This window comes from Desulfuromusa ferrireducens, assembly GCF_055389805.1.
The window spans coordinates 2,833,842-2,859,928 of sequence record NZ_AP042415.1; the positions used below are offsets into that span (position 1 = coordinate 2,833,842).

The 26,087-nt window shown below is 49.8% G+C and carries 23 protein-coding genes, 2 pseudogenes and 1 riboswitch; of the genes and pseudogenes, 13 read left to right on the forward strand and 12 right to left on the reverse strand.

Translation table 11 applies throughout. The features are described from left to right. Window positions 1–334: 334 nt before the first annotated feature. Window positions 335–1,282: a helix-turn-helix transcriptional regulator gene (locus ACZ5PT_RS12725; protein WP_464263410.1), complete on the reverse strand. Its 948-nt coding sequence runs from the start codon at window positions 1,280–1,282 to the stop codon at window positions 335–337. Between the two features lie 642 nt (window positions 1,283–1,924). Here ACZ5PT_RS12725 and ACZ5PT_RS12730 point away from each other — a divergent pair. From ACZ5PT_RS12730 to ACZ5PT_RS12745, 4 genes are all read left to right on the forward strand, one after another. Then, complete coding sequence (locus ACZ5PT_RS12730; protein WP_464263411.1) at window positions 1,925–2,161, forward strand: hypothetical protein; 237 nt, start codon at window positions 1,925–1,927, stop codon at window positions 2,159–2,161. Window positions 2,162–2,184: 23 nt separating this feature from the next. Continuing rightward, window positions 2,185–2,448: a hypothetical protein gene (locus tag ACZ5PT_RS12735; protein ID WP_464263412.1), complete on the forward strand. Its 264-nt coding sequence runs from the start codon at window positions 2,185–2,187 to the stop codon at window positions 2,446–2,448. A gap of 289 nt (window positions 2,449–2,737) precedes the next feature. Beyond that, on the forward strand, window positions 2,738–3,151 hold the full coding sequence (locus ACZ5PT_RS12740) for a universal stress protein (RefSeq protein ID WP_464263413.1): 414 nt from the start codon (window positions 2,738–2,740) through the stop codon (window positions 3,149–3,151). 23 nt (window positions 3,152–3,174) lie between these two features. Beyond that, on the forward strand, window positions 3,175–3,477 hold the full coding sequence (locus ACZ5PT_RS12745) for a hypothetical protein (protein WP_464263414.1): 303 nt from the start codon (window positions 3,175–3,177) through the stop codon (window positions 3,475–3,477). Between the two features lie 174 nt (window positions 3,478–3,651). On the opposite strand, the gene ACZ5PT_RS12750 is transcribed toward ACZ5PT_RS12745, so the two are convergent. Together ACZ5PT_RS12750 and ACZ5PT_RS12755 are read right to left on the reverse strand one after the other, a co-directional pair. Further along, on the reverse strand, window positions 3,652–3,951 hold the full coding sequence (locus tag ACZ5PT_RS12750) for a type II toxin-antitoxin system RelE/ParE family toxin (RefSeq protein ID WP_464263415.1): 300 nt from the start codon (window positions 3,949–3,951) through the stop codon (window positions 3,652–3,654). Then, window positions 3,948–4,220: a YlcI/YnfO family protein gene (locus ACZ5PT_RS12755; protein ID WP_464263416.1), complete on the reverse strand. Its 273-nt coding sequence runs from the start codon at window positions 4,218–4,220 to the stop codon at window positions 3,948–3,950. The genes ACZ5PT_RS12750 and ACZ5PT_RS12755 overlap by 4 nt, the downstream gene beginning before the upstream one ends. Before the next feature lie 307 nt (window positions 4,221–4,527). Continuing rightward, window positions 4,528–4,605: riboswitch (cyclic di-GMP riboswitch) on the forward strand. A gap of 112 nt (window positions 4,606–4,717) precedes the next feature. Between ACZ5PT_RS12755 and ACZ5PT_RS12760 the strand changes: the two genes are divergently transcribed. The 6 genes from ACZ5PT_RS12760 (at window position 4,718) to ACZ5PT_RS12785 (ending at window position 9,875) form a co-directional block, all read left to right on the forward strand. Then, entirely contained in the window at window positions 4,718–5,635 is a 918-nt protein-coding gene (locus ACZ5PT_RS12760; protein WP_464263417.1) for a nitroreductase family protein, read from the forward strand. Window positions 5,636–5,641: 6 nt separating this feature from the next. Then, window positions 5,642–5,962, forward strand: coding sequence for an NmrA family NAD(P)-binding protein (locus ACZ5PT_RS12765; RefSeq protein ID WP_464263418.1), 321 nt, complete (start codon window positions 5,642–5,644; stop codon window positions 5,960–5,962). Between the two features lie 311 nt (window positions 5,963–6,273). Further along, complete coding sequence (locus ACZ5PT_RS12770) at window positions 6,274–6,828, forward strand: class I SAM-dependent methyltransferase (RefSeq protein WP_464263419.1); 555 nt, start codon at window positions 6,274–6,276, stop codon at window positions 6,826–6,828. A gap of 201 nt (window positions 6,829–7,029) precedes the next feature. Continuing rightward, window positions 7,030–8,046: an NAD(P)-dependent alcohol dehydrogenase gene (locus tag ACZ5PT_RS12775; RefSeq protein ID WP_464263420.1), complete on the forward strand. Its 1,017-nt coding sequence runs from the start codon at window positions 7,030–7,032 to the stop codon at window positions 8,044–8,046. A gap of 46 nt (window positions 8,047–8,092) precedes the next feature. Beyond that, window positions 8,093–9,073: an NAD(P)-dependent alcohol dehydrogenase gene (locus ACZ5PT_RS12780; RefSeq protein WP_464263421.1), complete on the forward strand. Its 981-nt coding sequence runs from the start codon at window positions 8,093–8,095 to the stop codon at window positions 9,071–9,073. 28 nt (window positions 9,074–9,101) lie between these two features. Further along, the gene (locus ACZ5PT_RS12785; protein WP_464263422.1) at window positions 9,102–9,875 is read left to right on the forward strand and encodes an L-2-amino-thiazoline-4-carboxylic acid hydrolase; all 774 of its coding nucleotides are present in this window, start codon (window positions 9,102–9,104) and stop codon (window positions 9,873–9,875) included. A 311-nt stretch (window positions 9,876–10,186) separates the two neighbouring features. Here ACZ5PT_RS12785 and ACZ5PT_RS12790 read toward each other — a convergent pair whose 3' ends face one another. Both ACZ5PT_RS12790 and ACZ5PT_RS12795 read right to left on the reverse strand, forming a co-directional pair. Beyond that, complete coding sequence (locus ACZ5PT_RS12790; protein ID WP_464263423.1) at window positions 10,187–10,504, reverse strand: type II toxin-antitoxin system RelE/ParE family toxin; 318 nt, start codon at window positions 10,502–10,504, stop codon at window positions 10,187–10,189. Further along, window positions 10,504–10,746 carry a type II toxin-antitoxin system ParD family antitoxin gene (locus ACZ5PT_RS12795; protein ID WP_464263424.1) on the reverse strand — a complete coding sequence of 81 codons (243 nt, stop codon included), beginning with the start codon at window positions 10,744–10,746 and terminating at the stop codon, window positions 10,504–10,506. The genes ACZ5PT_RS12790 and ACZ5PT_RS12795 overlap by 1 nt, the downstream gene beginning before the upstream one ends. A gap of 140 nt (window positions 10,747–10,886) precedes the next feature. On the opposite strand from ACZ5PT_RS12795, the gene ACZ5PT_RS12800 reads away from it, so the two are divergent. Both ACZ5PT_RS12800 and ACZ5PT_RS12805 read left to right on the forward strand, forming a co-directional pair. Further along, window positions 10,887–11,201: a recombinase family protein gene (locus ACZ5PT_RS12800; protein WP_464263425.1), complete on the forward strand. Its 315-nt coding sequence runs from the start codon at window positions 10,887–10,889 to the stop codon at window positions 11,199–11,201. Window positions 11,202–11,291: 90 nt separating this feature from the next. Continuing rightward, on the forward strand, window positions 11,292–11,459 hold the full coding sequence (locus tag ACZ5PT_RS12805; RefSeq protein ID WP_464263426.1) for a helix-turn-helix domain-containing protein: 168 nt from the start codon (window positions 11,292–11,294) through the stop codon (window positions 11,457–11,459). A gap of 597 nt (window positions 11,460–12,056) precedes the next feature. Here ACZ5PT_RS12805 and ACZ5PT_RS12810 read toward each other — a convergent pair. The 5 genes and pseudogenes from ACZ5PT_RS12810 to ACZ5PT_RS12830 form a co-directional block, all read right to left on the reverse strand. Further along, a pseudogene (locus ACZ5PT_RS12810) lies at window positions 12,057–13,043 on the reverse strand (CorA family divalent cation transporter). A 249-nt stretch (window positions 13,044–13,292) separates the two neighbouring features. Further along, a complete protein-coding gene (locus ACZ5PT_RS12815) occupies window positions 13,293–17,192 on the reverse strand; it encodes a translocation/assembly module TamB domain-containing protein (RefSeq protein ID WP_464263427.1) in 3,900 nt (1,299 codons plus the stop codon). Continuing rightward, a complete protein-coding gene (locus ACZ5PT_RS12820; RefSeq protein ID WP_464263428.1) occupies window positions 17,189–18,934 on the reverse strand; it encodes an autotransporter assembly complex protein TamA in 1,746 nt (581 codons plus the stop codon). The genes ACZ5PT_RS12815 and ACZ5PT_RS12820 overlap by 4 nt, the downstream gene beginning before the upstream one ends. A 681-nt stretch (window positions 18,935–19,615) precedes the next feature. After that, window positions 19,616–19,774, reverse strand: a pseudogene (locus ACZ5PT_RS12825) (HU family DNA-binding protein); the annotation flags it as partial. A gap of 110 nt (window positions 19,775–19,884) precedes the next feature. After that, window positions 19,885–20,238, reverse strand: a complete 354-nt coding sequence (locus ACZ5PT_RS12830; protein ID WP_464263429.1) for a CBU_0592 family membrane protein — start codon at window positions 20,236–20,238, stop codon at window positions 19,885–19,887. An 808-nt stretch (window positions 20,239–21,046) separates the two neighbouring features. Between ACZ5PT_RS12830 and ACZ5PT_RS12835 the strand changes: the two genes are divergently transcribed. Next, complete coding sequence (locus ACZ5PT_RS12835; RefSeq protein ID WP_464263430.1) at window positions 21,047–22,444, forward strand: sigma-54 interaction domain-containing protein; 1,398 nt, start codon at window positions 21,047–21,049, stop codon at window positions 22,442–22,444. Between the two features lie 341 nt (window positions 22,445–22,785). On the opposite strand, the gene ACZ5PT_RS12840 is transcribed toward ACZ5PT_RS12835, so the two are convergent. Continuing rightward, window positions 22,786–23,568 (reverse strand): enoyl-CoA hydratase-related protein, encoded by a 783-nt coding sequence (locus ACZ5PT_RS12840; protein ID WP_464263431.1) that lies wholly within the window; start codon window positions 23,566–23,568, stop codon window positions 22,786–22,788. A 2-nt stretch (window positions 23,569–23,570) separates the two neighbouring features. After that, on the reverse strand, window positions 23,571–26,069 hold the full coding sequence (hrpB, locus tag ACZ5PT_RS12845; protein WP_464263432.1) for an ATP-dependent helicase HrpB: 2,499 nt from the start codon (window positions 26,067–26,069) through the stop codon (window positions 23,571–23,573). Between the last annotated feature and the right edge of the window lie 18 nt (window positions 26,070–26,087).

Consider the following 26,087-nt stretch of genomic DNA (forward strand, 5'->3'; position numbering starts at 1 on the left):
TCGTGGCTTTGTGGTAAGTTTAAAATACCTCAAACGAAAAGGAGTAAGAGATTATGATATCCTCTGAAACGCCTGATCAGTTAGTGGAAGACTCATCAACCTAAATGTTGATGTGGTTGAGATCACGGTAGTAGGGTGCTCGAAAAAGGTTCCCATGGCGGGAATGATTACCAAAAAATAAATGACTGCAAAGCGCCTCGAAGATTTCGGGGCGTTTTGATTTGGTGGGGCATTGCTGTCTGGAATAGCGCCATCCGTAAGACAAAAACGGCTCGACCAGATTCCAAATGGTTGCCCTATGTGCCAGGATAGTTGTCACCTCAAATTAACATTTCTATTCCCCCAGTACATTGTTGAGATAAGAGACCAAGTTTGCCTTACGATTCGTGAGTCCCAATTTACGGCGAATACTTTCGCGGTGTCGATTTACAGTTGACAGTGATGTCCCACGTAGGTTCGCTATTTCCTTTGAGGACATACCGTGTTTTATCATATTGCTGACCTGCAGTTCGGCAGGACTAAGCGTATACACCACTTTTGGACGATTTTCTACGAATGGTGAAATAATATTGCTTAGGTTTTTCTTTATAAGACATAAATATTGAAGTTGCTGTTGGTTCATCTCTCCCTGTAATGCATAAATGATAGGAGTAATTATTTTATCAATTTTCGCCTGAATAGATGTACCAACCATCCTCTTCTCTTTTTGACTTTGAGTCAAAGAGTCGTGGAGAGAAGCATTGGCCTCCTGAAGTGCTTGACGTTCGACCTGTAGTTGTTGTTGAGTGCTTATTTTCTCAATCGCTCTAGCAATGTGGTCGCTTACTGCATTGATCAAGAGGCGTTCTTCTTTAAGAAACGGGCCTTCATCGAGCATAGGCTTTTTCTTAAGATAATAGACTTCAACCGTCCCTTCTTGCTTTCCAAAAACATAAATTTCTGACTTTTGTTTCCATTGCGTTAGTTTGAAATTCTCGGACTGGAAAACCTTGTCATTGAGTTTAATTCTTGCGCAAGTAACGTCCGGATATTGCCAAGAGCCCGGAAGAAGCTTCACTGTGCCAAGTAATATGGACTCAAGCCCCTGCTTGTCCTGCTCAATCAGCCTTGCCAAACCATACAGACAATTAAGTTCCTTGACCCGTTCACGCAGTTGGAATTCCAGCAGGCTTTCTTTTGTGCCAGTAGGTTCCTGATGCTGTCGTTCCAGAAAGGCTATATACGAGCGTGCATGCGCTAATTCCTTGTGAAGTTTTTGGCAGCACTCTTCCCGTTGTTCCATTGTGACTCCTCTTTATCCTTTTTGCCAGTATAGCATAGGCAGTTTGTCGGTAGTTAGCTGGTATTTACATGGGGAGATTTTAGCCGTAGATTTAGAAGAAACCGACCTGTTTGGTGTAGAGGAACATTTAATGGCTCGTTAATTCAAAAGTGGGGTTGCAGATATCGGCATTTAAATATGAGAAATACAAATAAGCTTTTAGAAATATCCAGACATATAAATCGAATGATTACGTATTTCGGTTCTTTTTTCTCCGACAGTTTAGTTTCTAGGGGAGAGTGTTTGGCCCTGTCTATGAAATCAAACTTTCTACACAGCAAATTCGTGGAAAGTGCTGATTTGAATTTTTATAGCGAGCAAATAGATTTGGCAAAAACTGTACACAAGATCATGATCAAGAGATTTAAAGACAAAAAGATCGTAGCAGACATAGTTTTTTGTGCGTCAACAAGCCTTCCATGGGCGAAAATCAGTACATTTATGGATGATGTTTATGGGCTCGATATGCATGAAAAGGCTATCTGCTCATTTTATTATTTAGATGAGATCTGTAACGGGTATTACATTGATAGCCCCTTACCGATAGTAGACAACTTATCTTCATAAGATGATTCTGTCAGGACTTTTTTATCAGGAAGTAATATGGAGAATTGGCCACACGACCTACGACTTAAAACTAGAAAATTTATAGATGGAGTAGAAACGTTCCCCGAAGGAGGAATTCTGCAGATGAAAAATATAGGCAGCTTTTCAGGCCACATGAAAAAAGAGGATCTGCTCAACGGAAAACTGATTATTTATGATGAACACAACTTGCTCTTTCAATTCAATTCTGCAGGAGAGATTTTTGCCGCGGGATGGGTTGCTGACAATCACTAATTATCAGGAAGGGAGGCTGGAAAATGATCAGCAAAAAAAATCACCCTGAAATAGAGTTAAGAAACAAAATCAATATTGAAGGAAAAGAATGTGTGATTAGCCAGATACACCCTCAATATTCAATTGTCGGCGCATGTGAAGTAGTGACGCAAGCGGCTGATCCAGTTTGTCGTGACGTTTGTTGGGATGGGGGGGGATGGGTTTTCTCTGATCGCCCAACATTCGTAGATGCAACGAAAAGTCCAAGGCTGAAAGAGTTTGTCGAAATGCTGCAAGAGCCCTCCTGAAAGTATAGGGCGATCTTGAAAACAAAAAGGCAGGGACGGTCGTTAGCTGCAAAGGGGAAGTATTGACCGTAAAAATCGGCGAGACGGTAGAGGTTTGGGATTACAGTATTTGCGAAGCAGTAGATTTTGGTTGAACTTTTCAGGCAGTATCCATTCTGCGCTTTATGTTTAAACGTTTGAAGCAGGTAGGTGAATGAACATCAAACGAAAGAGTGCGGTATGAATAACATTTTATTGGCAACCGATCTTGCGGCTGAAACCGATCGCGCTTTCGAGAGGGCGATTAATCTTGCATCATTCATTGTCTGCAGTTCTTCACATCCTACATAGATGCCCTGTTTATTCATTCTCCCGAGCCAATAATCAGACCAATACTCCAAAACTTGAGGCAGAGAGCAGACTGAAGAATTACTTATCCGGCAATGAAAAGTTGGTAAACCTTGAACACCGCATTGACGTTACAGGAGGCCGTGAGATATATGCTGAAATTATCAGACAGGCAGAAAATGTTGACGCAGACCTAATCGTTATGGGGATGCATGGCAAAGCCACGCTGCGAGATATGTTCATCGGCACGACTATCGAAAGAGTTATCGGAAAAGGAGTTCGGCCGGTTTTGATGGTTAAAGATAAACCTTTTGGCGATTACAAAAAGGTGTTAGTTGGTACAGATTTTTCGGCTGGGTCAAGTAACGCACTATAGGTAGCCATAGCACTTACAACAAGATGTTAGATTTGGTGCACTCATCTGATGTCCCGGATACCAATATCGGCGACAAAATCAGTCAGTATGCTGGTGATGTTATTGCCTCCTCCGAAAAAGGGAAACTAGAGAAGTTTGTCAGTGATCACAGCGAGGTCTTACAAAAACTGAACGAATCGCAAAATGTTCCCTTTCGCATTGATCAAGGTGGCGCATATCAATGCCTTATCCATGAAGTTGGAGCGATAAAAGCAGCTCTTATTGCCATCGGAAGCCACAGCAGACCAAGTTTCACACCTTACCGGCTAGGGGGGGGGAGCGCGTGAAGTTCTGGTCAATCCTCCCTGTTATGTATTGGTGGAAAGCAACCTTTAAGCTGTTCAGGCCTGTGTTGGCTTTGGGGCTGAAGGATTTCTTGGAGGGGGATCTACATTGATTTATTGGCCAGGAAGGCGACCAAATTGAATATGTTCTGAATCTCGCCACTTCCAGTAATCTATTTAGTGGAAGTCTTCTTCGCGCTGGTGTCTGACCGCTAGAATTGTGACCGTTTTGTGGTCCTCAATTTCAAAGAGAGCAACATAGCCCCTTGCCCCAAATGGGATGATCATTTCTCGAAGTAAGGGGTCTTCTGGTGTCGCCTTGCGGCAAGTGAAGGGAAAGTCTTGGAGAAATTCGACGCCTTTTCGAATGGCATCAAGTGCTTTTCTGGCTGCAGCGAGATCTTGCTCAACTAAAAAACCGTAGAGACGGAGAAGATCCTCCTTAGCAGCTTTGGTATAACGAACCTGGTAACTCACTTGCCGATATTCTCTTCAGCTTGGGTGAGCATTCCATTCAATTCGTCAAAAACTTCTTCAGCAGCAAAATACTCGCCAGTTCGCTGACCTTCGTCTCTCGATACGAGACCACGCGCAATAAATTCCTGCTGGGCCTTTCGGTGTTGAATCCCTGCCCGCAAGGATTCTTCCATAAAACTGGATAGGGTCTCGCCGTCACGCAAAACATTCTCAGCCGCCTGACGAAGCTCCGGCTCGACTCTTAACGATGGGATAGTAGAAGATTTCATGTCTCTGGCTCCTTGCGCTGCATTTGCAATACATTCTACCGAAGATCGATGCTCACGGCAATGTCTTTCGTGTCTGGTTAATGCTGCAAAGCAAGAACCCGGTCGAGTGTGCCTTCCATAAGACAACGCAGAGTCCCCCTGATTTAATCAACCAAAATGGATGGAGCAAAGGATCGGACATATTTGAGTGACTGCAAATTTTACGTGGTTGTGTCCTAGAGTGTAGGAAAGCGCAAAACCTAACGAAAGGCTTGACCTCTAATTAAGCTCTGATAGAAGTAAAGATATATTGCAATAATATCTACAATCCCGACAAAGCCAATCCTTCTGTGAGGGGGGACGGAAAGCGGCGGGTCTTTGGGATAAAGATAGCTGAGCTGCCGAAGGATATTGATCCAATGGTTGAGTTCGGCTTTTTTTGTTGGTTAGGTGTTTATTGCATACCAACCCCTGCTGACAATCAACTATTGCAACGAAAAAATAATCAGGAGTCAGTCATGCCGGTAACGCACAGTCTGTATCAGAACTCGGGAAACGTTTTGGTCGATGAGCAACAGTGTGACCGCTGCGGTCTCTGCGTCAGCACTTGCCCTGCAGAAGTTTTAACCCTTGAAGCAGGGAGTGTACAGCAGCTCACAACCGGTTTTGGCTGCATCGCCTGTGGCCATTGCATGATGGTCTGCCCGCAGGAATGTATCAGCGTCAACGGTCGGGGCCTGTCCCCCGCTGACCTGCGACCGATGCCACCGCAGGAACAACGGGCCGATGCCGATGCATTGAATGCTCTGCTGCAGTCGCGGCGTAGCGTCCGCCGATTTGACGAGCGGCCGGTCGAAGCGAACCTGATGAAGCGGATCGTTGCGATTTCGGCCAGCGCGCCGATGGGCATTCCGCCATGGGACGTCGGCGTGGCGACGGTTTCTGGAACGACCGAAGTACAGAAACTCGCCAGCGAGATCGTTGCCGGTTACCGGGGGATGCTGAAAATTATCCGGCCCCGTGCTTTGGCGCTCATGCGGCCCTTTATCGGCAAAGTTCGCTACGAACGGTTCCGCAGTTTCGTCCTGCCCTTGGCTGAGGGCTATGTCCGTAGCCAGCAACAGGGACGGGATACGCTCTTTTGGAACGCCTCAGCAGTCCTAATCTTCCACCATTCACCCTATGCTGAAGCCGCCGACGCAACTATCGCCTGCACCTATGCCATGCTGGCCGCCGAATCTCTGGGGCTGGGAAGCTGCATGATCGGCGGGGCACCACCGATCATGCAACGCAATCGGGCGATCTGCCAACAATTGCAAATACCCGACGGAAACAAACCGGCCATCGCCCTGATCCTCGGCTATCCTGCGGTTAGGTTCAGACGCTCGATAGTGCGGCGCTTCAGCCATCAGCAACAACCGCAGGCCTGGAGTTAGAACAGCATGGATAACGAGCAACCCACACGAATTCTGGTGGCCGGAGCAACAGGGACTCTGGGGAGATCTCTGATTCCGGTACTCCAGAAACTTGGGAGAGAAGTTGTGGCTCTGGTTCGCCCCGGCAGCCGGAGTCGCTTGGAATTTCTTGAAGATGAAGTCATGGAGATCGTGTCGGCCGAGATAACAAGACCCGACATTGAGTCCAGTCTCTTCAACGGAGTGCATACGGTCATTTCGTCCATTGGCATCACTACGGCCGCGAACCACGGTTCCCGTAGCTTGGAGAAATTCTTCCTGGCTCAAAAGGAGACCGAATCTCACTGAGAATATTTGGGGCTTTGATATAGGGAATTAAGCAGAGCTTCGTATCAATGCAACTTGAGTGCTATGCAGTTGGGAAAACCGAGAACGCCGGCCGGAATTGGCGGAATTGATACCGCCCCAGAAGTTGGGCAAAAACGGGACAATAAACCTGTTAGGGCCACAAACGATTGGATCTTGAACTCGGAGGAAAAGTGAATCTGCTTGGCAGACTACTTTCACAAAGCGGAAGGCCTCGCGGCTGGTTTGGCCGGATTCTTGTTCGTGGTATGAACTTAGGGCATTCTGGTCTAACGCGTTGGGGTCTTTCTAAGGTGGAGATACCTGAAGACGCGAACGTACTCGATATCGGCTGCGGTGGCGGTCGAACCCTCGAGTATCTCTCATCCTTAGCTAGACTTGGCAAAGCAGTCGGCATTGATTACTCAGAGGACTCTGTTGCCGTCGCACGGAAAAGGAACCAAAAACTGATTGTCAGCGGTCGAGTTGAAGTTCTCCATGGGGCGGTATCATCGATGCCATTCTCGGATGCAACCTTTGATTGTGTTACCGCAGTGGAGACCTATTACTTCTGGCCTGATATTACCGCAGACCTTACCGAAATAAGGCGGGTGATGAAGCCGAATGGTCAGCTGGTGATCATCGCTGGTATGTACCTTGGGTCGAAGTTTGACAAGCGAAACATGCAGCTGAGCAGAGTTGGTGGCATGCGGTGCTTCTCTGTCCAGGAGTTCGAAGAGACCCTCCCGGATGCCGGATTCCTCAATGTCGCTGTCACTGTGGAGCCCCGAAAGGGATGGATTTGCGTGGTGTCGGAGTTGGGGTCTAATGACAACACAAAGGAATGCGCAAAACGAGACTCGGCCTAACCAACCGCTTGAGAGGGGGCGGGCTTACGGCGCGGCTTTTTGAAAGTATGTGGTTTGATAAAATGAAAATATTCACCAGAGGTTTCGGGTTCAAGCCGCCCGGTCCCTCAGCCAACCGTTAGGTTTTACATACGTGCAGGATGCGTTGTCGCCAACAATTTTGAAAATGGTCGAATCGAAGTCATCTTCGAGGGGATACTTATGAAAGCGATTACCCACACTAAATACGGACCACCTGAGGTTCTTCAGCTCAAAGAGGTAGAAAAACCGACACCCAAGGACGATGAAGGCTTGATACATGTTCATGCGGCTTCCGTCCATGCTGATGTCTGGCACGTCGTGAGCGGCTTGCCGTATGCTCTACGTCTGATGGGGGCCGGACTGCTCAAGCCAAAAAAAACTATTCCGGGGACGGATGTGGCGGGGGTCGTTGAGTCGGTTGGCCAGAAGGTGACGCGATTTAAACCCGGTGATGAGGTCTTTGGCGAGTGCATTCGTGGCCATCAGTGGACCAACGGCGGGGCCTATGCTGAGTATGTCTCCGCTCCTGAAGAGGCACTGGCTTTGAAACCTTCAAACATAACCTTTGAACAAGCCGCCGCCGTACCGACCTCCGGCTTAATTGCCCTCTGGAATCTTGGCGATGGAGCCCTGGTGCAGGCCGGACAAAAGGTTCTGGTCAACGGCGCGGCGGGAGGAGTAGGAGCCTTTGCCGTACAGCTTGCCAAGGCGTTTGGCGCAGAAGTGACCGGCGTGGATCATACCAGCAAAACGGATGTCGTCCGCTCGCTCGGTGCAGACCAGGTCATCGATTACACCCAAGAGGACTTCACCCTAAGTGGCGAACGCTACGACCTCATTTTCGATATCCCGGGGAACCATTCCTTAGCAAACTGCAGACGCGCACTTAATCTTAAGGGGACCTATGTGCTCATCGGGCACGACAATTATGGCAACGGGATGCGCCGTTGGGTGGGACTGCTGCCGCGCTTTTTTAAACTGATGTTGCTGTCGCGGTTCGTGAGTCAGTTGCGGGATATGAACTTTTCGCAGCCAAGTAAAAAGGACTCGATGGCTATCCTCAAAGGGTTACTAGAAGCTGGAAAGATCACGCCGGTCATCGACAGAACCTTTTCACTGAGCGAGACTCCCGAGGCTCTCCGTTATCTGCAAGGGGGATCTGTTAAAGGAAAAGTCATCATAAATGTATTGTCGTAAACCGATTTGACGATGGCCGAAGCAAAGTCATCTTCGAGGACGACTTATGCAAGCGATGGTATTCACAAAATACGGACCACCTGAGGTTCTTAAGCTAAAAGAGCTAGCAGAACCGAGGCCCGAGAACAATGAGGTTTTGATAAAGGTTTATGCGGCATCGGTTAATTCATGGGACTGGGAGCTCCTCAGAGGGACGCCGTTTGTGAACCGTCTCATGGCCGGGCTGCTAAAACCAAAAAAACTAAAGATACTCGGCTGTGACATTGCCGGACGGGTTGAGGCGGTGGGTAAAAATGTGAAACAGTTTTCACCCGGTGATGAGGTGTTTGGCGACCTGTCCCGGTGTGGTTGGGGCGGTTTTGCCGAGTATGTCTGTGCTCGCGATAATGCATTAGTGTTGAAACCGACCAGTATGACATTCGAGCAAGCAGCGGCCATTCCTCAAGCAGGGCTACTCGCCCTGCAGGGGCTTCGCTATAAAGGAGAGATTCTGCCAGGACAAAGTGTTTTGCTGAATGGTGCGGGCGGTGGTGTGGGTACGTTTGCGGTGCAGATTGCCAAATCATTCGGGGCTGAGGTAACTGGCGTGGACAGCACCAAGAAATTGGATCTGCTGCGTTCGCTGGGTGCAGACCATGTCATTGATTACACGCAAGAAGATTTTACCAAAAATCAGCAGCGTTATGACCGGATTATTGATGTTGCCGGGTATCGATCGATTTTTGATTACAGGCGTGCATTAAGCCCCAGGGGAATTTATGTCATGGTCGGAGGGTCCTCGGCTCTCGTGAACCAACTCCTATTTTGGGGCCCATGGATGACGATGACCACTAGTCAGAAAATGGGACTCCTGCTGCACAAGGCAAACAAAGGGCTGGAAATTATGGCAGAACTTTTTGAGTCCGGTAAAATCGTGCCTGTTATCGATAGGTGCTATCCGTTAAGCGAGGTTGCTGAAGCTCTCCGCTATTTTGAGGAAGGAGAGGTTCAAGGAAAAGTCGTCATAACTGTGGAGCATAACGCATAAGGAGCGCAACAAATTCGAGGAGGATGGAATGCCAGGTCAAGTGATGGGCTATTATCGAGCGCACCAAGGAAAACTCCTGAAGGATTTAGACCGTACCTCTGAGTTGATGAAAGCCTCGCTTATCGCACGTTACGGCAAGAAGTTGGCCCACAGGTTGGAAACTGAGGTCCGCCATGAGTATGCGCAACTCATCCCGAAGATTCCCTACATTAAAGGGGCGCGTGCAAGATTCCTCAATAGTTTTCTTCTCATCACCGCCCAGGAACTTGCGGTCTATAAGGCGCTGAAGAAACATGCCAAGCCACCAGCAGAGGCTTGGGAACTGTGCCACGAGGCGCTTCGCCTCAGACTGGCGGATATTCCCCCATGGAAACGCTGGCTGCTGAGGCGTTTCATGTTTTCTCAGCTTGTGAAGAAGGTTATCGCGAGGCGAGCCAGGCAACAACAACAGGTTCGATTCGGCGACTTTGAAATCGAGTACCTCATTGGCACGGGATGCGATTTCGACTTTGGCGTCAATTACCTTCAATGTGGTAATCACACTTTTGTGAAAAAACAGGGCGGAGAGGAGTTTGCTCCGTACATCTGCATGTCAGATATCGCCTTGAGCGAGGCCATGGGCTGGGGTCTTAGCCGTACACAAACCCTAGCGGATGGTTGTCCCCATTGCGATTTCCGGTTTAAGAAGGGCACGGCAACCCTGATTTCCTCGAAAACACCAGAGGTTCAAGAATCGATCGAAAGAATTCGCAAGAAGGAGGTCGAACAAGGCGCTGCAGCGAACGGTGACCGCCTCGGTTAAGCTTAGCTAATCTCTTTCGAGGGAGATTCCGTGCGCAAGGATAAACCCAGCAGGACAGCGTACAAGGCGCCTATGAAAGCGAACTTGGGGTCGAACATGTCCAGTTTTCAAATGTAGTAAGTTTTGGCCGGCCGAGTCCGACAAGTGTCGACTCATCAAACATAGAAGTGGCCAATTCCTGCCCGAAATTTTCGCCCCGCCGAAAGTGTCCAGTAGGTTAATCAGTATTGCTTTTGACGGTCAGTAAGTCGGCCAGATGGAGAATGTTCTGAATATCGCCACTTCCAGTAAAAAAGCCGCACGATCAAAGATCAGTGCGACTCTTCTTGTTTGCTCGTAAATTGAATCTCGACGTCCATGCTCTCATGGAGAATGCGGATAATAGAGACCTGTGATTCTGATATGCTGCGGTAATAAATTACATGGCTCCCAGTTGGAAACTTGTAGTACCCGGTTCGAACCTCACTGCATTCTCGCCCCAAAGATGGATTGTCTGCCAATCGAAAGAAGCAAGCATCCAAATCCTTCAGGTATTGGTTCCGCTGCTCACGGCCCCAACGTTTCTGCGTGAAACGCGCAATGTCCTTAAGATCGTTTTTGGCCTTTTCGGTAAGTGTAAATGGGGCCATTATTTCAGATCTTCTGCGTCAAGTTCCTGAATCAAGCCTGCCAGTGTGTAATCAGCCATCCCACTGTTCTCACCTTCCACAAGAGCCTTACGCAAAAGGCCGAGTTTGGTTTCCTTCTCTTCCAGTAGACGCAGACCAGCACGAATGGCCTCGCTTACGGACCCAAAATGACCAGATTGTACCTGCTGCCCGACAAATTTCTCGAAATGAGGACCAAGAGTAACGCTTGTGTTCTTTGACATAAATAACCTCCCCAAAAAGATGATATATTATTATTTAATATTTATCACTATTGATCAAGGAGAATCAAACACACTCCCTTGACCATTTGGCTTACCCGCACCCACGACAGATTTTTTTTCTCTACCGGAAGGAGGCAGTCATGGGAATGAGAATTGGTTACGAAAGGGTCAGCAGTGCTGGACAGAAGATGGACGTTCAGCTTGATAAGTTGGAAGACTGTGATCGAGTCTATTATGAAAAAGCATCCGCTTCTTCGACGACGTCACGACCAGAACTATTGAAGGCTCTAGGTTTTGTTCGAGATGATGACGTCTTGGTTATTACCAAACTAGATCGACTGGCACGCTCTGTTATCGATATGGCGATGATTGTTCATCGCCTGACGGAGAAGAGTGTTGATCTTGTCGTTCTTGATCAAGGAATCGACACCACGACAATGTACGGCCGACTTTAATTCAACATCCTGACATCCATTGGTGAATTTGAGCGAGAAATCATAAGAGAGCGATCCTGAGAGGGACGAGAAAAAGCACTTGCCAATGGCGTGAAATTTGGAGCCAAGCCGAAGTTAAGTGAAGCCGATATAGATCAGCTAATCAAGGACTATGAGAGTTTAGATGTCAGGAAAAAAGACATTGCTGAATTCTACGGCCTCAGTCGCTCATCGGTCTATCGAATCTACAATGAGCGCTGTCACAATTTGTCTGATTAATACACCAAAGCAAGAATCGTCCATGATTACCAGATCATGGGCGATTCACGTGTTTAAAGGGGTAATTAATCAACCATAGCAACCCCTGTTCCTATCGCTGTGCCTCTCAGGATATTTTCTTACCCTCCTTGGATAAGCAGGGTAGCTCGGCACATAAACAACTGTAACAGGTGTGAATGATCTGGTATTCAGTCTATGGGAAAAGCCACCAATAAACAGCAGTCAGAGAGCTGCCGCAGATCCCCAGATCAACCTGTAAAGCGATAGACGATAGCCGCTAAGAAAATCGATCAGCAATTCCGTCTTCAGTCAACTCTACCAGCTATAGCAAAACCAAAGAAAACAGTTGATTGGGAATCTGCGGCACATCAATTTATCCATTCCCCCCTGTCAGCCCGGACAGCGTTATGCTGCTCATAACGAGAAGATTAGTTTCATAGGCCATCTGGGTAGCAAAACTCGTGTTTGCGCCGAACAGTACCGCCAGAACGAACGGTTCCGCAGGCTGTCCCTTCTGGGTTGCAATCGATATCGCGATGGGTGCCTCCATGACTGCCGTAGCATTGTTGACGCCTCTCTCTTCGCCGGGATAGTGGGCTATCTTCTGCTGAAGAAGGTTTCGAGCAAAGGTGGAGGTTTTTTAGTTCCTACATTGCATCCACTAGAAGGAATAATCCACGTAGCTTGGCTACCGGTAGCGTTCCTTCTACCATTTCGGTTATACCCAGCTTTTTTTCTAAAAATCATCACCTGCCCAATAACGATTACACCCAGTAGCAGACGGACAAAAATAAAGGCCAATGGATTTTCACTGCCAGGAATCCCCCAGACATTGATACCAAACCAGCCGGTTATAAGCCCAAGTGGAAGAAATATGCCGGTTATGGTCGATAGGATATAAAGCGTTTTGTTTGTGCCCCCATTCTGCTTTCCAGCTCTTCCTGACAGACCGCCGCCCGATCTTTAGCAGCGTCGAGATCTTCCACATAACGGGTGATATGCTCCGCTGTCTCACGTAGGTGGATTCGGTCACTATCTGAAAGAAAAGAATTTTTTTTCTGTCAGTAGCCTAGTCATGATTTCTCGTTGAGGGGACAGATAACGTCTAAGGCGAATGATTTTCCGTCGAAGAGCGCTTAACTTGCTTCTGTGTTCATACGCCCCCTGTACAATGACTTCATCTTCCAGCGCGTCAACCGCATCATCGACCTGAGTCATGACATCGCCGATCCGGTAAGAAAGCCCCTTCGTCAGGTGTGCTAGAAAGTCACTGGTTGCAACCGGCCCGTCTCCTACTTCTATTGCCTGTCTAGTATTGTCGATTGCCATAACTTTGCGGTGGCGGAAAGAGATGATTCGCGATTCTTCAAGCCATAACCGCACCGAGATCATGTCCTCTGGATCGGCTCCTGGGTTTAAATTGACACTGCGCAAAATGATCAGTTGTCCGCGGCTATAAGGCGTACAGCGTGGCCGGGTATCCTCTGCCCGCAATGCCTCGACAATGATAGGATCAAAGCCACTCCCTTTGGTAAACCACTGCTGCGCCTGTTCTTCTTTGTAGTCCAGATGCAGCCAAAGCACACCGTTTTTAGCCGTTCAGTTGTTGATTTCATCCCAATCAAGCTTAAGCCCACCGGCCGCGCCATCGAGTAGGCAAGAAAAAATCAAGGCTGATTCCATGCTGGCTCCTTTTCCGCGTTATTAGAAAAACAACGAACTTAATAATACAATACTTTGCTGGTAACAGTTATCTGTGGGGGAATTCGCTTAAGAAGTCTGCTCGTGTTGTGACAGATACTTCTTATAATCTTCAGAGTGGGGAAGTGCGATTTACTTGATGTCGATTTTATAGAACAGGTCGACGCCGCTTTCGGTGCCGATATTTGATTCAAGTTCCCAGTCCGGGGTCAACGTGTAGCGGACTTTCATCTCATTGCTGTTGCTGAACAGCGAGTAGCCCAGACTGACATACAGGTCGGGACTCAGATATTTACCGGTGGTGATCACCGATGAACTGACCTCACCATCCCCGGCACTGATATCCAGCACGTCGAGTCCAAGTCGGTTTTTCAGTTTTTCCTGTAATACCGCCGACTCCCCCTGTGAAAGGAGTGCGCCGGCAGCAGTCATCAACATGCCGGTCTGGCTACTTCCCGCTCCAATCGGCCGACCGAGGACAATGTAGGAGAGAATATCGGTTTCTACCATGACCGGTTCGGAGTAGAGCTGCACGACGGGGTGTTTGGGGGTGCCGTTTACTTTAACCCCGGCCTTAACGTCCCCCGATTTGCGCAGGGCCAGAATATCGAGAGTCGGTTGTTCGAGCGGGCCGCCGTTAAAAAACAGGTTGCCTCGGTTGATATCGAGGCTGACACCATAGCTGGCATATTTACCTTTAACGACATGAACCTCGCCGAACGCGACCAGCTCCTGTCGGGTGTTCGACTGCAACCGCAGACGTCCAGCCAACTTGGCATCGATTCCTGTGCTGTTCAGCAGAACCTGCTCACCCAGAATCAGTTGCAGGTCGATATCATGCTTTAGCCGGAGGCGGCGTTCAGGTGGAACCTCCGCGTCGACGATCACTAGATCGGGACTGCTTTCAGCCAAAGCAGCTTTCTTCCGGTTGTTGGCGAGCAGTTCCGGGACGGACAGGGTGCCACGCAGCTTATATTGGGTCATGTCCCCGTCCACCGTCAGATCCGGTGTGACACGGATTTGCAGCTCCGGCAGGTTGACCAGTTGAAACCGCTCCCCCTTAAGTTGGAGCTGATAGTCTTGCGGTCGCCAGTTCTCCAGTTTCATCCGTCCCTGTCCGCTCAGCGAACCGCCAGCGGACACCAATCGGAAGGTGTTAACTTCAACGTGGTTTTCATTGATTGTGCCGTGCAGGTTAATCTCGCTGAGTTGAATGCCAAGGGTTGGCAAAAAAGCACCGGCGTCAAACAGTCGAGCGTCCCCTTGTAAAACCGGTTGCTCCCAGGCTCCAGCCAGTTGCAGATCAATTTTGACCTGACCGCGACTTTCCAGGACCCGGCCGGGAAAGAGGATGGACAGCAAGCCTGATTCCTGCAGCCTGGCACTAAGCTCCCCAGCGACCGGTTCAGACCGGTCAAACTGCAGTGGTAACGCTGCAGCGAGGGGGAGTTCAAAGCGGGCATCGATATTACCGCGGTCCTCAAATTCTAGTTCGAGATTTCCCCTCAGCTGGTTCTGCCAACTCCAGCCAAATGTCGCTGCGCTGAGTTCAGTGTTGATGGTCTCTTCATCCTCCTGCCAGAAAAAATTCCCATCTCTGATGCTGGCGTCGCCAGTGATTGCCCAGGGCTGCCCGGTTTGCCACTGCCCGGAGGTCTGCCAGTCGAGTTTTCCGGCCAGATTCAAAAAGGGTGGCAACCAGGGCCGAAGCCGCGTCAAGGAAAAGTTTCGTCCCTGCAAATGCAGAGTCCCTCGCTGCGGCCAGCCGAAAAATGCTTTCTCCGCAGAAGCTGATCGGCCTTCAAACTGGCTGCCATCTGCCAGTTGCAGATTCATAGCGCTGCTGAATCCTTGATCGTTCCAATCCAGCAGCCATTCAGCTTGCTGCAAATTGAGCGTCAGCTTTTCATTCTTCACCCGACCCTGCAGCGTGAGCTGCCCGTGCAGGCTCTGCTCTTCAGCCATCTGCAGGTCAATAGAGCCACTGCTGCTACCTGCCACATCCCAACCGGCCAACCAGGGGCGGAGTAAACCCAGATCGAGTTGTGTCCATTCCATGCGGCCTTCGGCTTGTTGGCTTGGGGGTAGAAAATACCCCTGCAGCAGCAGACTGCCATGCCCCGCGCTGTTAACTTCCAGTGGGTCAAGCTGAAGTCGATCGGCTGAGAGCAGCAATGGGACGGTCCGATCTGTTCGCCAGGTACCGAGCTGCTGGTCAGTGCCAACGAGTCGGCTGAGATTGCCTTGCCAGCTTTGTTGACTCAAGCCTCCATGCAACGTTGCTTGCAGACCGGCAGATTCTTGAGCAAGAGCCAGGTTGATCTCATGCTGATCGAGCGCGCCTGTCAGGTCGAAATGGAGATTCTCCAGCCCCAGTTGTGTTTGTGTGCTGGATAGCTGTTTCCCCTCTAAAGCCATCTGCCAGTGATGTTGATCTTCGAGGGTTTTCCCTTGTAGTTGCCAGTTGTCCAGTTGCCAGCCGTTAAAGGACAGTTGTTGCCCCTGGCTGGAAAACTCTGCGACCAGCGTCTCCGGCTGCAGGCGGAACCAGCCGTTACCGGAAAGCTGTCCACGGAAATCGCTGAATAGCTGTTCCAGCTTTTCAATCTGCCAGGACAGCTTGATCTGTTCATTCAGTTTCCCGGTTGCTTGAAATTGAAGGCCATCGCCAAGCAGTTGCAGTGCTCCGATCTCCAGTTGTTGGCCATCCAGAATTAGCTCCGCAGCACCTGTTAAGGGCTGACCGTGCAGGGTCGACTCCTGCAGCTGAACCATCAGTTTGCCGGCCGGACCTTGTTCTGTCCCTTGCATATCAGCTTGCAAGTCGAGGTTTATTTCGCCGTCGAGTTGGTCATGCAACAAGTGGGGTGCAAAGTTACGCCCGGTTATTTGCGCGGTAACTTGCCCGTTCTGCTGCCAGTCGATTTGCGCCTGTCCACGGATGATTCCATCTAACCAGTGGCCCTCTAAGTCGGACAACTGCAGCTGGCTCTGCCCACCGGAAAAGGCTCCGGACAGGTTAATGTCGAGTGGGTTTTCTGCTCGATTTGTCAGCTTGAAATTGCCACGGTAGTTATTCAGGTTTCCGCTGACATCCAAATTTCCAGATAGCCGGATCGGCTGTCCGGTTTCCGCCTGCAGATCGAGCTCACTCAGCTGTAAGCGGCTGTTTAGTCCAACCACCGGGCTGGCAAAATGTAAACTGCCGGCGGCGGTCAGGACTCCAGGACGATTCGGACGCTGCAGGCGTAAATGTTGGAATTGCAGTGACTCGCTCCCCAAACCCAGTTCACCGGTGACGTTGAGTTGCGCCTCTTGACTTTTGGTAAGAGAAATATTGATCGGCCCGAACAGCAGTAGCTGTTCAGCGGCATGCAAGTCTGTAGATATACTCAGCTGTTGCCAGAAACTTTCGGGGGCAAGATGACGAATCTGCAGATCGCCCTGCAACGTAGGTTCTGTAAAACCGGTGGTGAGATGCCCCTCGACAATCAATTCAGGGCTTTGCAACACAAACTGCGAGAGTTGCAGGTTGTGATCCCGCCAGAGTGCTTGAGTTTGCAGATGTTCAATGCGGAACTGTTCGGCCTGTTTCTCGCGCAAACGGAACTCAACAAGTTCCAGTTGCTGCAGATCGATCTCGATCAGGCCGAGCCACCAGGGCAGTTCCGGCCAGCTCAAGAGCAAAGGTTGCTCCGCTTGTTGCTCTGCCGGTTGCATCTCGACCAGCAGGTTTTCTATGTGTAACTGTTCGATTTTCAGCTGCAACGGCATGATCTGCTGCAACCGGGTTGATAACTCAATTTTTGCACAGTTTAACTGTCCGCTCGGCCAGTTGAGTTGTAGTTCGGTTAACTGTAGCCGACCACCGAGAGTTCCGACGATCAGCCCGATTTTTCCGCCCTGTGCCGTCACGACACGAGTCAGCAGCCATTCGCTTCCAGAGGGCGAATACAGCAGCCAGCTGCCGAGAGCAAATACTCCGAGCAGCAGGAGAACCACCAGCGTTATGCTTACCAACCAAATTTTCACCAGCCAAACCCCATGCTCAAGTGAATCCGCCAGCGCTGCCTGCTGTTGCCGATCTGGCGGGCGAGATCGAGACGGATCGGGCCGATCGGGGTATAGCGCCTGACACCGATCCCCGCCCCCTGTTCCAGTTCGTACTCGGCAAAAGAATCGAAGGCGTTGCCAAGATCATAAAACAGCGCACCGCCCCAGTTCTGGCTTAAACGCTTTTCAAGTTCGAAATTGGCAACCAGTAGATGTTTACCGCCGACCACCTGACCGGTCTCATCTTTGGGGCCGAGCGACTGGTAGCCGTAGCCACGCACGCTGCGATCGCCACCGGCAAAAAACCGCAACGAAACTGGAAATTCGCGAAGTGGATCGTCGTGCCAGGTGGTGCCGCCCTGTAACCGTAGCAGTAGAGAATATTCGCGTGGTAACGGAAGTAGACTGGTTGCGTGGGCCGTCAACTGCAGCAGACTGGTATCGGAAAAGAGAGCCTGTTGCGCCCCTTTAAGTTTGATGCTTCCTTGAAAGCCCTGTTTCGGCAAAACGGGCTTGTCGACTTTACGCCATTGCAAGCGAACCCCGGGCAACAGCATCTGGGCACGGGTTGTCTCCTGTCCGATCTCTGAATATTCCTGTGTCAAGCGGACAAACAGCGACCCCAACAAATTGCCACCAAAGGTTCGTTGGTATTCTGCTTCGCTGAACAGTTCGCGGCTGAGGTAACTGTCACTCTCTTCCCGGTCCAGACCGAACCGCAACTGGGTCTGGCTGTCGAGTCGCTGCAGGTCGGGGATAATATAGGTTGTGACCAAAGATTGTTTTTTCTCCGCGAGGAGCAAGTCCCCCTTCAGCTCATGGCCTTTCTGGAACAGGTTCAGGTCGCGGTAACGCAAGCTGACCCGAGCGCCGGTATCAGTTCCATACCCGACCCCAGGGCGCCAGCGATGACGGGGGGAGGGGGACAGGTCGATATTGACCGGCATTTGATTGTCAACGATTTGCGCGTTATCGGGTGTTATATTGACCTGTTGAAACAGGTCGGCATTAAGCAGGTTAAGCTGGGTTTGGCCAAGTTTGCGATGAGAAAAAAAATCCCCTTTTTGATAGCTGATGTAGCGCCGCAGGAAGCGCTCAGGATAACCGCTTTCACCAAGAAAAGTTGTACGGCCGAATCGATAACGGACCCCAGTGTTCAGTTGCAGAACGATCTCAGCCCGCTGCTCGGCACGATAAACCCGGAGCTGGTGTTTGGTGAAATCTGCATCGAGAAACCCCTGCCCAACCGCATCCTGAATCAACAAGGCTTTCCCCTGTTCGTAAAAATCCTGGCGAAGAACATCTCCATTTTTTAGCGGAAAGGTTCGCAGTGCCTGCAGTAGCTCCGGGAGTGCCGCACCCTGACCCTGTATTTCGAGCAACAGGCTGGAAATTTTGATCGGTTCACCGGCGGTAATTTGCAGCTTAAGGAGATACTCTTCCTCATCGATCGGTTCGATTGTTGACTGCGTCTGACTGTGAAAATAACCATAAGGTTCGAGGCTGCTGCTGACGAGCGCCGGGAGCTGCTTCTGATAATGTCTTAACCAGCGCCGATTCAGCGGACCACCGTCTGTCAGAGTGGCTGGAAGAACCACGGCAGTCTCCAGTGCCTTATGCAACTCCGCAGCATCAATCTCAATTTTTAGTTTAAGTGTATCCGCGTAACAGGAGCCGGAGAGCAACCAGATTACACTTAAAATAAAAAGAAAAAACTTCATTCTGCGCCTTGCATAAAGCAGTCGAGCAGCTTGCCCGATAGAAAGAAATCAGAGGGTAACGAATTATATCGACAGAACGATATTTATAAACTATATAGCGGCAAAAATATCCGTATTCAGGAAATTATTCTCATTCTATAGAATTGAACTTAAAATTATAGCATTACCTGTTACGCTTTAAATCGATAATAATTTTAGAAGGTTATGCGTTCTCTAATTTTTTAATCCACTGCTAGAAATGAGGGATCTTCTGTTGCTGACAACTGTATGTCTCGGTTCTGCTGTGGGGGACGACTTTAGCACAGGATTTGTATCTCTTTAAATTTGTTGAAACCGCTGAGGAAGGCTGCCGGGTCATTGCCGATTCCTGCACTTCGAGCGAACCTTAGGAATATTCAAATGACGAAAATACAATTTTTTCTGTGCAAAACACAAAAAGCTGGTGGGGCGATTACAATTTATCTTTGAAAGATTCGTTACTGTGCAGTTCCCGGACACGGAGACGGGTCTGGTTTCAGCCAAAAACGCTGACCGCCGAAAACTGTCTCGGAAGTTTTCCTGGATTGTTTTATGGGGCAGAGCGTCGGACTGATCGAGGGATTACTGGAAGTCGCGGATTATAAAAAAAGGCCCAACCTGACTTTCAGGTGGGCCTTTTTAAAATGCATATTTCTGTGGCGATTAGTTAACGGCATCCTTGAGCTGTTGGCCCGCTTTAAATTTTTCTGCGTTTGAAGCCGGTATGGCAATCGCTTCACCTGTTTGAGGATTTTTGTCAATTCTAGCTGCACGTTGTGACAGACTGAAAGTACCAAATCCGATTATGGCGACTTTTTCTCCCTAGATATGAGACGTCAAGCCTTCACACCTTATTAGCTTTGGAATTGTCGCCGACTAACTGTCCTTTCGCCTAGAGAAGCTAGTTCGATACATTGACCTTATTGGCATTTTTACCGCTGAGCACGAGACCAAGCCAGCCGACCGTCAACATAAACTTGGTCAATTTGCCCGGGAACTTTAGGGTTATAAATTATACTGGATCGAGGATCTTCGCCCTTAAGGGGTTTTGGGGTGTCCTTTGATCGTAAAAGCCCGTAACAGCTAATCAATATCCAACCCATCTGTGACACAAGAGATGGCAAGTTGAAAGTGTTAGTCAAAGAGATGAGAACAAAAGTTGCTCCAAGGATATTTAGAAGGCTGTATATGTAGCCCTTTTCAACCTCAATTTTTCCAGACTGTAATAGATAATATGAGAGCAAATAAGCGAACACACCTAGCGTGCCAATAATGTCGTAGTACATAATGTTTCCTATGCGATGTCTGTTGTTGTTCCTGCCGTGTATTTCAAATGTATTAACGGTGGCAATATTCTTAAATTTTCATTTTGCGCGGTTTTATTCCGAAAACTGTTTTCCGCTTTAGAGCCAGGCTCTTAACTAATGCAACAATTGCTGGATTGAATGTGGCCGATGTCATTTCATCCCTGCGCACACGATGTTTGTGGGTCTGGTTGCTCGATAAATATGTTGTTGTACGTTGTGCATCAAAAAACAAAGCTTCATATTTTCTCAGTTTAAATAGTGGTTTTTTAAAGGCCAGTATCAATCGTTTTAAGCGACCTGCAATTTCACAGAAAGCGCCATAAACCGTTGTTTCCCCTCGACAATGAGTAGCTCACCAATAATATGTACGGTTTGACTCAGACAGGCTTCAAGGTCCTGGTTTTGAGTACCATCAGTGAAGGGATAAACCCTTTCCTCTCTGGTGCATAGTTGAAGCGAAACGCAATCTCCTGCTGGGTCGAAGTCGCCCGCCAACAGAAGGCCGGGCAAGCATAAATGAATCATAATTTCCTCATCTGATCTGTTTGGGTCTTATTACAATTTAAGTGCCAATCTGTAACTACCCGAAACTACAGAATAAATATTTATTGGGCAGGCTTCTCGATCAAGCTTAAGGAACTAATAGTTCTTGTTTTTAATGGTGGATACGAGGGAATCGTCACAAAGCCCATTTGATTGGATTTAATATCGGAACAATTTGTTCTTTTGATGTAGGGTGGGAACTTAAAGTTCTTCTTGTTGGTCCATTGAGATAAAAGAGAGATATATGAGCACAATTTTAGCTGGCAGCAAGGACAAAGACGGAGTCGCCACACTAGCTGCGGCGTTTGATCCGTTGGAGCGTTTTGATCACCTGACAAATTGGGACTCTATTGTCGAGGCAGTGGTTTTGTACCGTTATGATTTTGTTTTTCTCGATTTGCGTTTGGCTGGAGAAGACTTCAGAAAGCGAATCAAAGAGCTGCTGGATATCGCTCCCGCCTTGCAGATTATTGTCATGGCGACACAGGATCAATTCAGGCAGGTTTTACTCGCTATCAAAGATGGGGCCCGTGACTATGTAACATTTCCTGTTGCTGTCGATGAAATCAAGCTGGCGATCGAAAGTGTTGATGAAACGGTCAAGCTTGAGTTGGAGTTAAATTTTCTTCGAGACGAATCCTGGCAGACCGAAACGATGGACGAGGTTCGCTCCGACTCTCCGGCGATGCAGGCGGTTTTTCGCAAGGTCCAGTCGGTCGCGCCAACACGTTCGACGGTAATGCTCTCCGGTGAAACGGGGACAGGAAAAGGAATCCTGGCTCGCTTAATCCACTTGCACAGCAGTCGTCGCGATAATCAATTTATTTCGGTTCATTGTGGAGCCATCCCAGACACCCTGCTTGAGAGCGATCTGTTCGGGCACGAGCGGGGAGCCTTTAGTGGTGCCAGTCAACGGAAGCTGGGGAAGTTTGAGATTGCAGAGGGTGGAACGATTTTCCTCGATGAAGTCGGCACAATTTCACACTCTGCACAGATCAAGCTTTTAGAAATACTGCAAGAGCGAACATTTTACCGCCTGGGAGGTGAGCAACAGATAGAAAGCAATACTCGCATTATTGCCGCAACCAATGTTGACCTGAAAGAGCTATGCGCACAAGGCCTGTTCCGCTCTGACCTCTACTACCGCCTGAACGTTTTCCCCTTGGAATTGCCTCCATTGCGGGAGCGCAAAGAGGATATCCCGCACTTAACCAACCTGTTTATCAGTCAACTGTCACGAACCTACGTAAAAGAAATTATCGGTATTCATGCGACGGTACTGGATGCTTTTTGCAACTACGACTGGCCTGGGAATATTCGTGAGCTAGAAAATCTGATCGAACGAGCATTTGTTTTGGAAGCGAGCGATGTCCTGACACCAGACAGCTTCCCGCAGGAATTGTTTGACAGCCCAACCACAGCAACACAAAGCGTTGTCGATCTGGATCGTCCCCTGGCTGAAGTCCGCTCGACTTGGGCAAGAGAAGGTGAAGTAATCTACCTCAAGCAATTGCTGACACTGACGCAAGGACGGATCGCCCCAGCGGCAGAGCGAGCAGGGATTACGACTCGGCAACTGCATAAACTGATGAAGAGGCATGGCTTGCGCAAAGAAGATTTTAAAGATTCAACTCGGAACTAAAATATATATAAGTAACGTTTCGGTTTATCAAATAGCAGGATTTTATTTTTGAAAAGGAAATATTGATCAATTTAACAGATTTGCCCCTTCAAATGTATGGGATTTCTGGTGTGGTTTCCCTTTCCATCAAATTACTATTCCCACTGCCTCAAATAGCATCTTAAACCGGGCACCTATTATCTCTAGGGAAAGTTGATACACCCTATGATTATGCTGCCAACCGGCACCCCCACGCTTAATTTACCCGCTGGACCTTTGTCGTTTGATACCCGGCGAATCAAGGCATTTGCAAGTAGCGTTTGGGGGAGATCCAAGCGGCCTTGACCCCAATTTTATCAAATCTACTTATCCTTCCAGACCGCCTGGCGTTTCTCCAGAAATGCCACCATCCCTTCTTTTTGATCTTCGGTTGAAAAACAGAGGCCGAAAAGTTCGGCTTCGTAAGCGAAGGCTTTTTGGCTCTCCATTTCCAGGCCATTGTCGACGGCCTCTTTAATCAGTTGGATTGCCACTTGCGATTTACTGGCAATTTTCTCTGCCAGCTGCCAGGCCGTGTCGAGTAGCTGCTCTTTGGTGACAACTTGATTCACCAGGCCGATCCGTTCTGCTTCTGCGGCGGAAACCATATCGCCGGTGAACATCATTTGCTTGGCTTTGCCTTTGCCGACCAAGCGTGGCAGGCGTTGGGTTCCGGCCCAACCGGGAATGATGCCGAGGTTGATTTCCGGTTGCCCGAGTTTGGCGCTGTCAGCGGCAATCCGGATGTCGCAGGCCATTGCCAGTTCGCAGCCGCCGCCGAGGGCATAGCCATTGATCGCACCGATAACCACCTTAGCGCCGTACTCAATATCGTTAAAGAGTTGCTGGGCCTGCTGGGCTACTGCACGGGCTTGCAGGGGGGCGAGTGGTTGCATAAAGGCAATATCGCCGCCGGCAACAAAGGCTTTTTCACCGCTGCCGGTCAGGATAATGACTTTAACCTCGGGGTTGGCCTGTAGTTCTGCCACCATCAGCGAAAGCTCGTCGAGGGTTTGTGGGTTGAGTGAATTTAGTGCCTTGGGGCGATTGATGGTCAGCAGGGCAATATTGTCACGAATTTCCAGCAGCAAGTTTTCGTAGCTCATCGTCATTTCTCCTGTTGGGCAAGTTTGCGTTTGGTTTTAGCGGTCGGCAGTGCTTTGAGCGGGTCGTCGGGCCAAGGATGCTTGGGGTAGCGACCTTTCATCTCTTTTTGCACTTCCGGATAACTTTCTTTCCAGAAGTGTTGCAGATCCTGGGTGATCTGCAAGGGCCGGCCGGCTGGAGACAATAAATGGATGATGACAGGGACTTGTCCTGCGGCGATCCGCGGGGTGTCGACTTGGCCGAACATCTCCTGCAGCTTGACCGCTAAAATAGGCGCCCCCTGTGGCGGGTATTGCAGGCTGATCTGTGAACCGCTGGGGACTTTGACACGTTCAGGGGCGTGCTGGTCCAATCGTTGTAACTGTTGCCAGTCGAGGCGACTGCGCAAAACGGTAAACAGATCAATCTTAGACAAGTCGTTACGGTTGCGGGCCGTGCCGAGATAGGGCAGTAGCCATTCTTCCAGCGATTGTAGCAGTGCTTTATCCGAAAAATCCGGCCAATTGTGTTGCTGCTGGTTGTGTCGTAGTAAGTTCAGCCGTGCGCGAAAACGCTGCACTTTGTCGCTCCAATTGAGCAGTTGCAATCCTTCCCGGCGAACGGCAGCGAGGATCGCAATGTGAGCCTGCTCCGCTTGCAGCTTGCTGGGGCGTTGACTGATGACCAGTTCCCCGAGGCGCTGTTGCTCGCATGCGATCACGCGTCCTTCATCGTGATCCCAATAGTTTAAGGATACCCACGGAAGGTGAGGATAAATTTTTTCCAGGGTGGTTTTGTTGATACTGCTGGCAAGGCATATTTCTGCATCAACTTCACGGTCGACACGCATGTCAACGGCAATCAGGAAATCAGTATTTTGCACGGCTGATTTTGGGCTGAGCTGAGCCCCTTGGCCGGATGACAACTGGTAGCGCTTTGAGCCCGGCTGTCGGACTTTGCCGATGCGGTCCGGGTAGGCGGCGGCAAGCAGTAGCGCAACTTGTTCGGCCGTTGCGCTGCTCACGGGGCTGCTGGGTGCTAAGCCGAAATGACGCCTCCAATAGTGACTGGTACGAGCTATGGATGCGCATTCAGTTGATTTTGTCTGTTGCCGGAAAAAATCGAGGCGATCAAGGATATCGCTTTGGCTGCTCTGCGCCGCTTGCTTTTTGAACCAGGGGTCGCGTTCCGAGAGCAGGGCGGTCAGATCGCAGCCAAGCTCGAGTAAATTATTTTCTTCGGCGGCAATCAGGAGCCGGCCGAGGCGTGGATGGATCGGCAGTTTTGCAAGTTTTCGGCCGATGCTGTTGAGCTGTTTTTGATTACGCAGGGCGCCGAGGAGCTCAAGGAGTTCAAGTCCTGATTGCCAGGCAGAGGGGCTGGGTGGGTCAAGCCAGAAAAGGGTTGTCGGGTCACTGATCCCCCAGCCGAGCAGATCGAGAACCAATGGTGCCAAATCAGCCGTCCTGATTTCGGCCGGGGTAAATGGCAACAAAGCCTGGTGTGCCCCTTCGCTCCAGAGCCGGTAACAACTGCCGGGGCCCAAACGGCCAGCTCGACCGGCCCGTTGTACGGCGCTTGCTTGTGAGATCTGGCTGAGTTGCAAACGGGTTAAGCCGCTGCCGGAATCGAAGCGCGGCTGACGACAGTAGCCGCTGTCGATAACGACACTGATCCCTTCAATCGTCAGGCTGGTTTCAGCAATGTTGGTCGTCAGTACAATTTTTCGCATAGCGCCCGGTTTGATCGCCCGCTCCTGTTCGGCGAAGGGCAGGTTGCCGTACAGGGGACAAAGGGAAATTGTCGCGGCGAGATCGGAGAGTTGCTGCTGGCAGCGGCGGATTTCGCCTTCTCCGGGGAGGAAGACCAGCAGGTCGCCCTTGGTTTCAGCAAGTGAGCGGCGAACAGCCGTTACGGTAGAATCGACAATTGAACGATGTTGCTGGCCGGGTAGGTAATGGGTCGCGACCGGATAGCTGCGTCCTTCGCTGGTCAGTAGCGGTGCCTGTAGTTGTTTGGCCAGTGGTTCGCCGTCGAGAGTTGCTGACATGATCAGCAGTTTCAGGTCATCGCGCAGGCCTTGTTGGACATCAAGACAAAGTGCCAGGGCCAAGTCCGACTGCAAGTGGCGTTCGTGGAACTCATCAAAAATAACCAGACCCACCCCGTTAAGCTCTGGATCCTGTTGCAAGCGCCGAGTCAGTATCCCCTCAGTGACAACCTCGATGCGGGTTTCAGCAGAGACTTTGCGCTGATAGCGGATGGTAAACCCAACCCTTTTCCCAACCGGCTCAGCAAGCTGTTTTGCCATGTAGCGCGCTGCGTTACTTGCTGCCAGTCGCCGCGGTTCAAGCATCAAAATTGTTTTTCCGGCCAGAAACTCTGCTTGCAGTAGTGCAAGTGGAACACGGGTGGTTTTGCCGGCTCCGGGTGGAGCCTGTAAGATGACAGTCTCCTGTTCGGCCAGGGTTTGCAGTAACTTGGGCAACAGGGGAGTGATTGGGACATCGGTTGGTCGCATGGAAATCTTCTTTGTCGG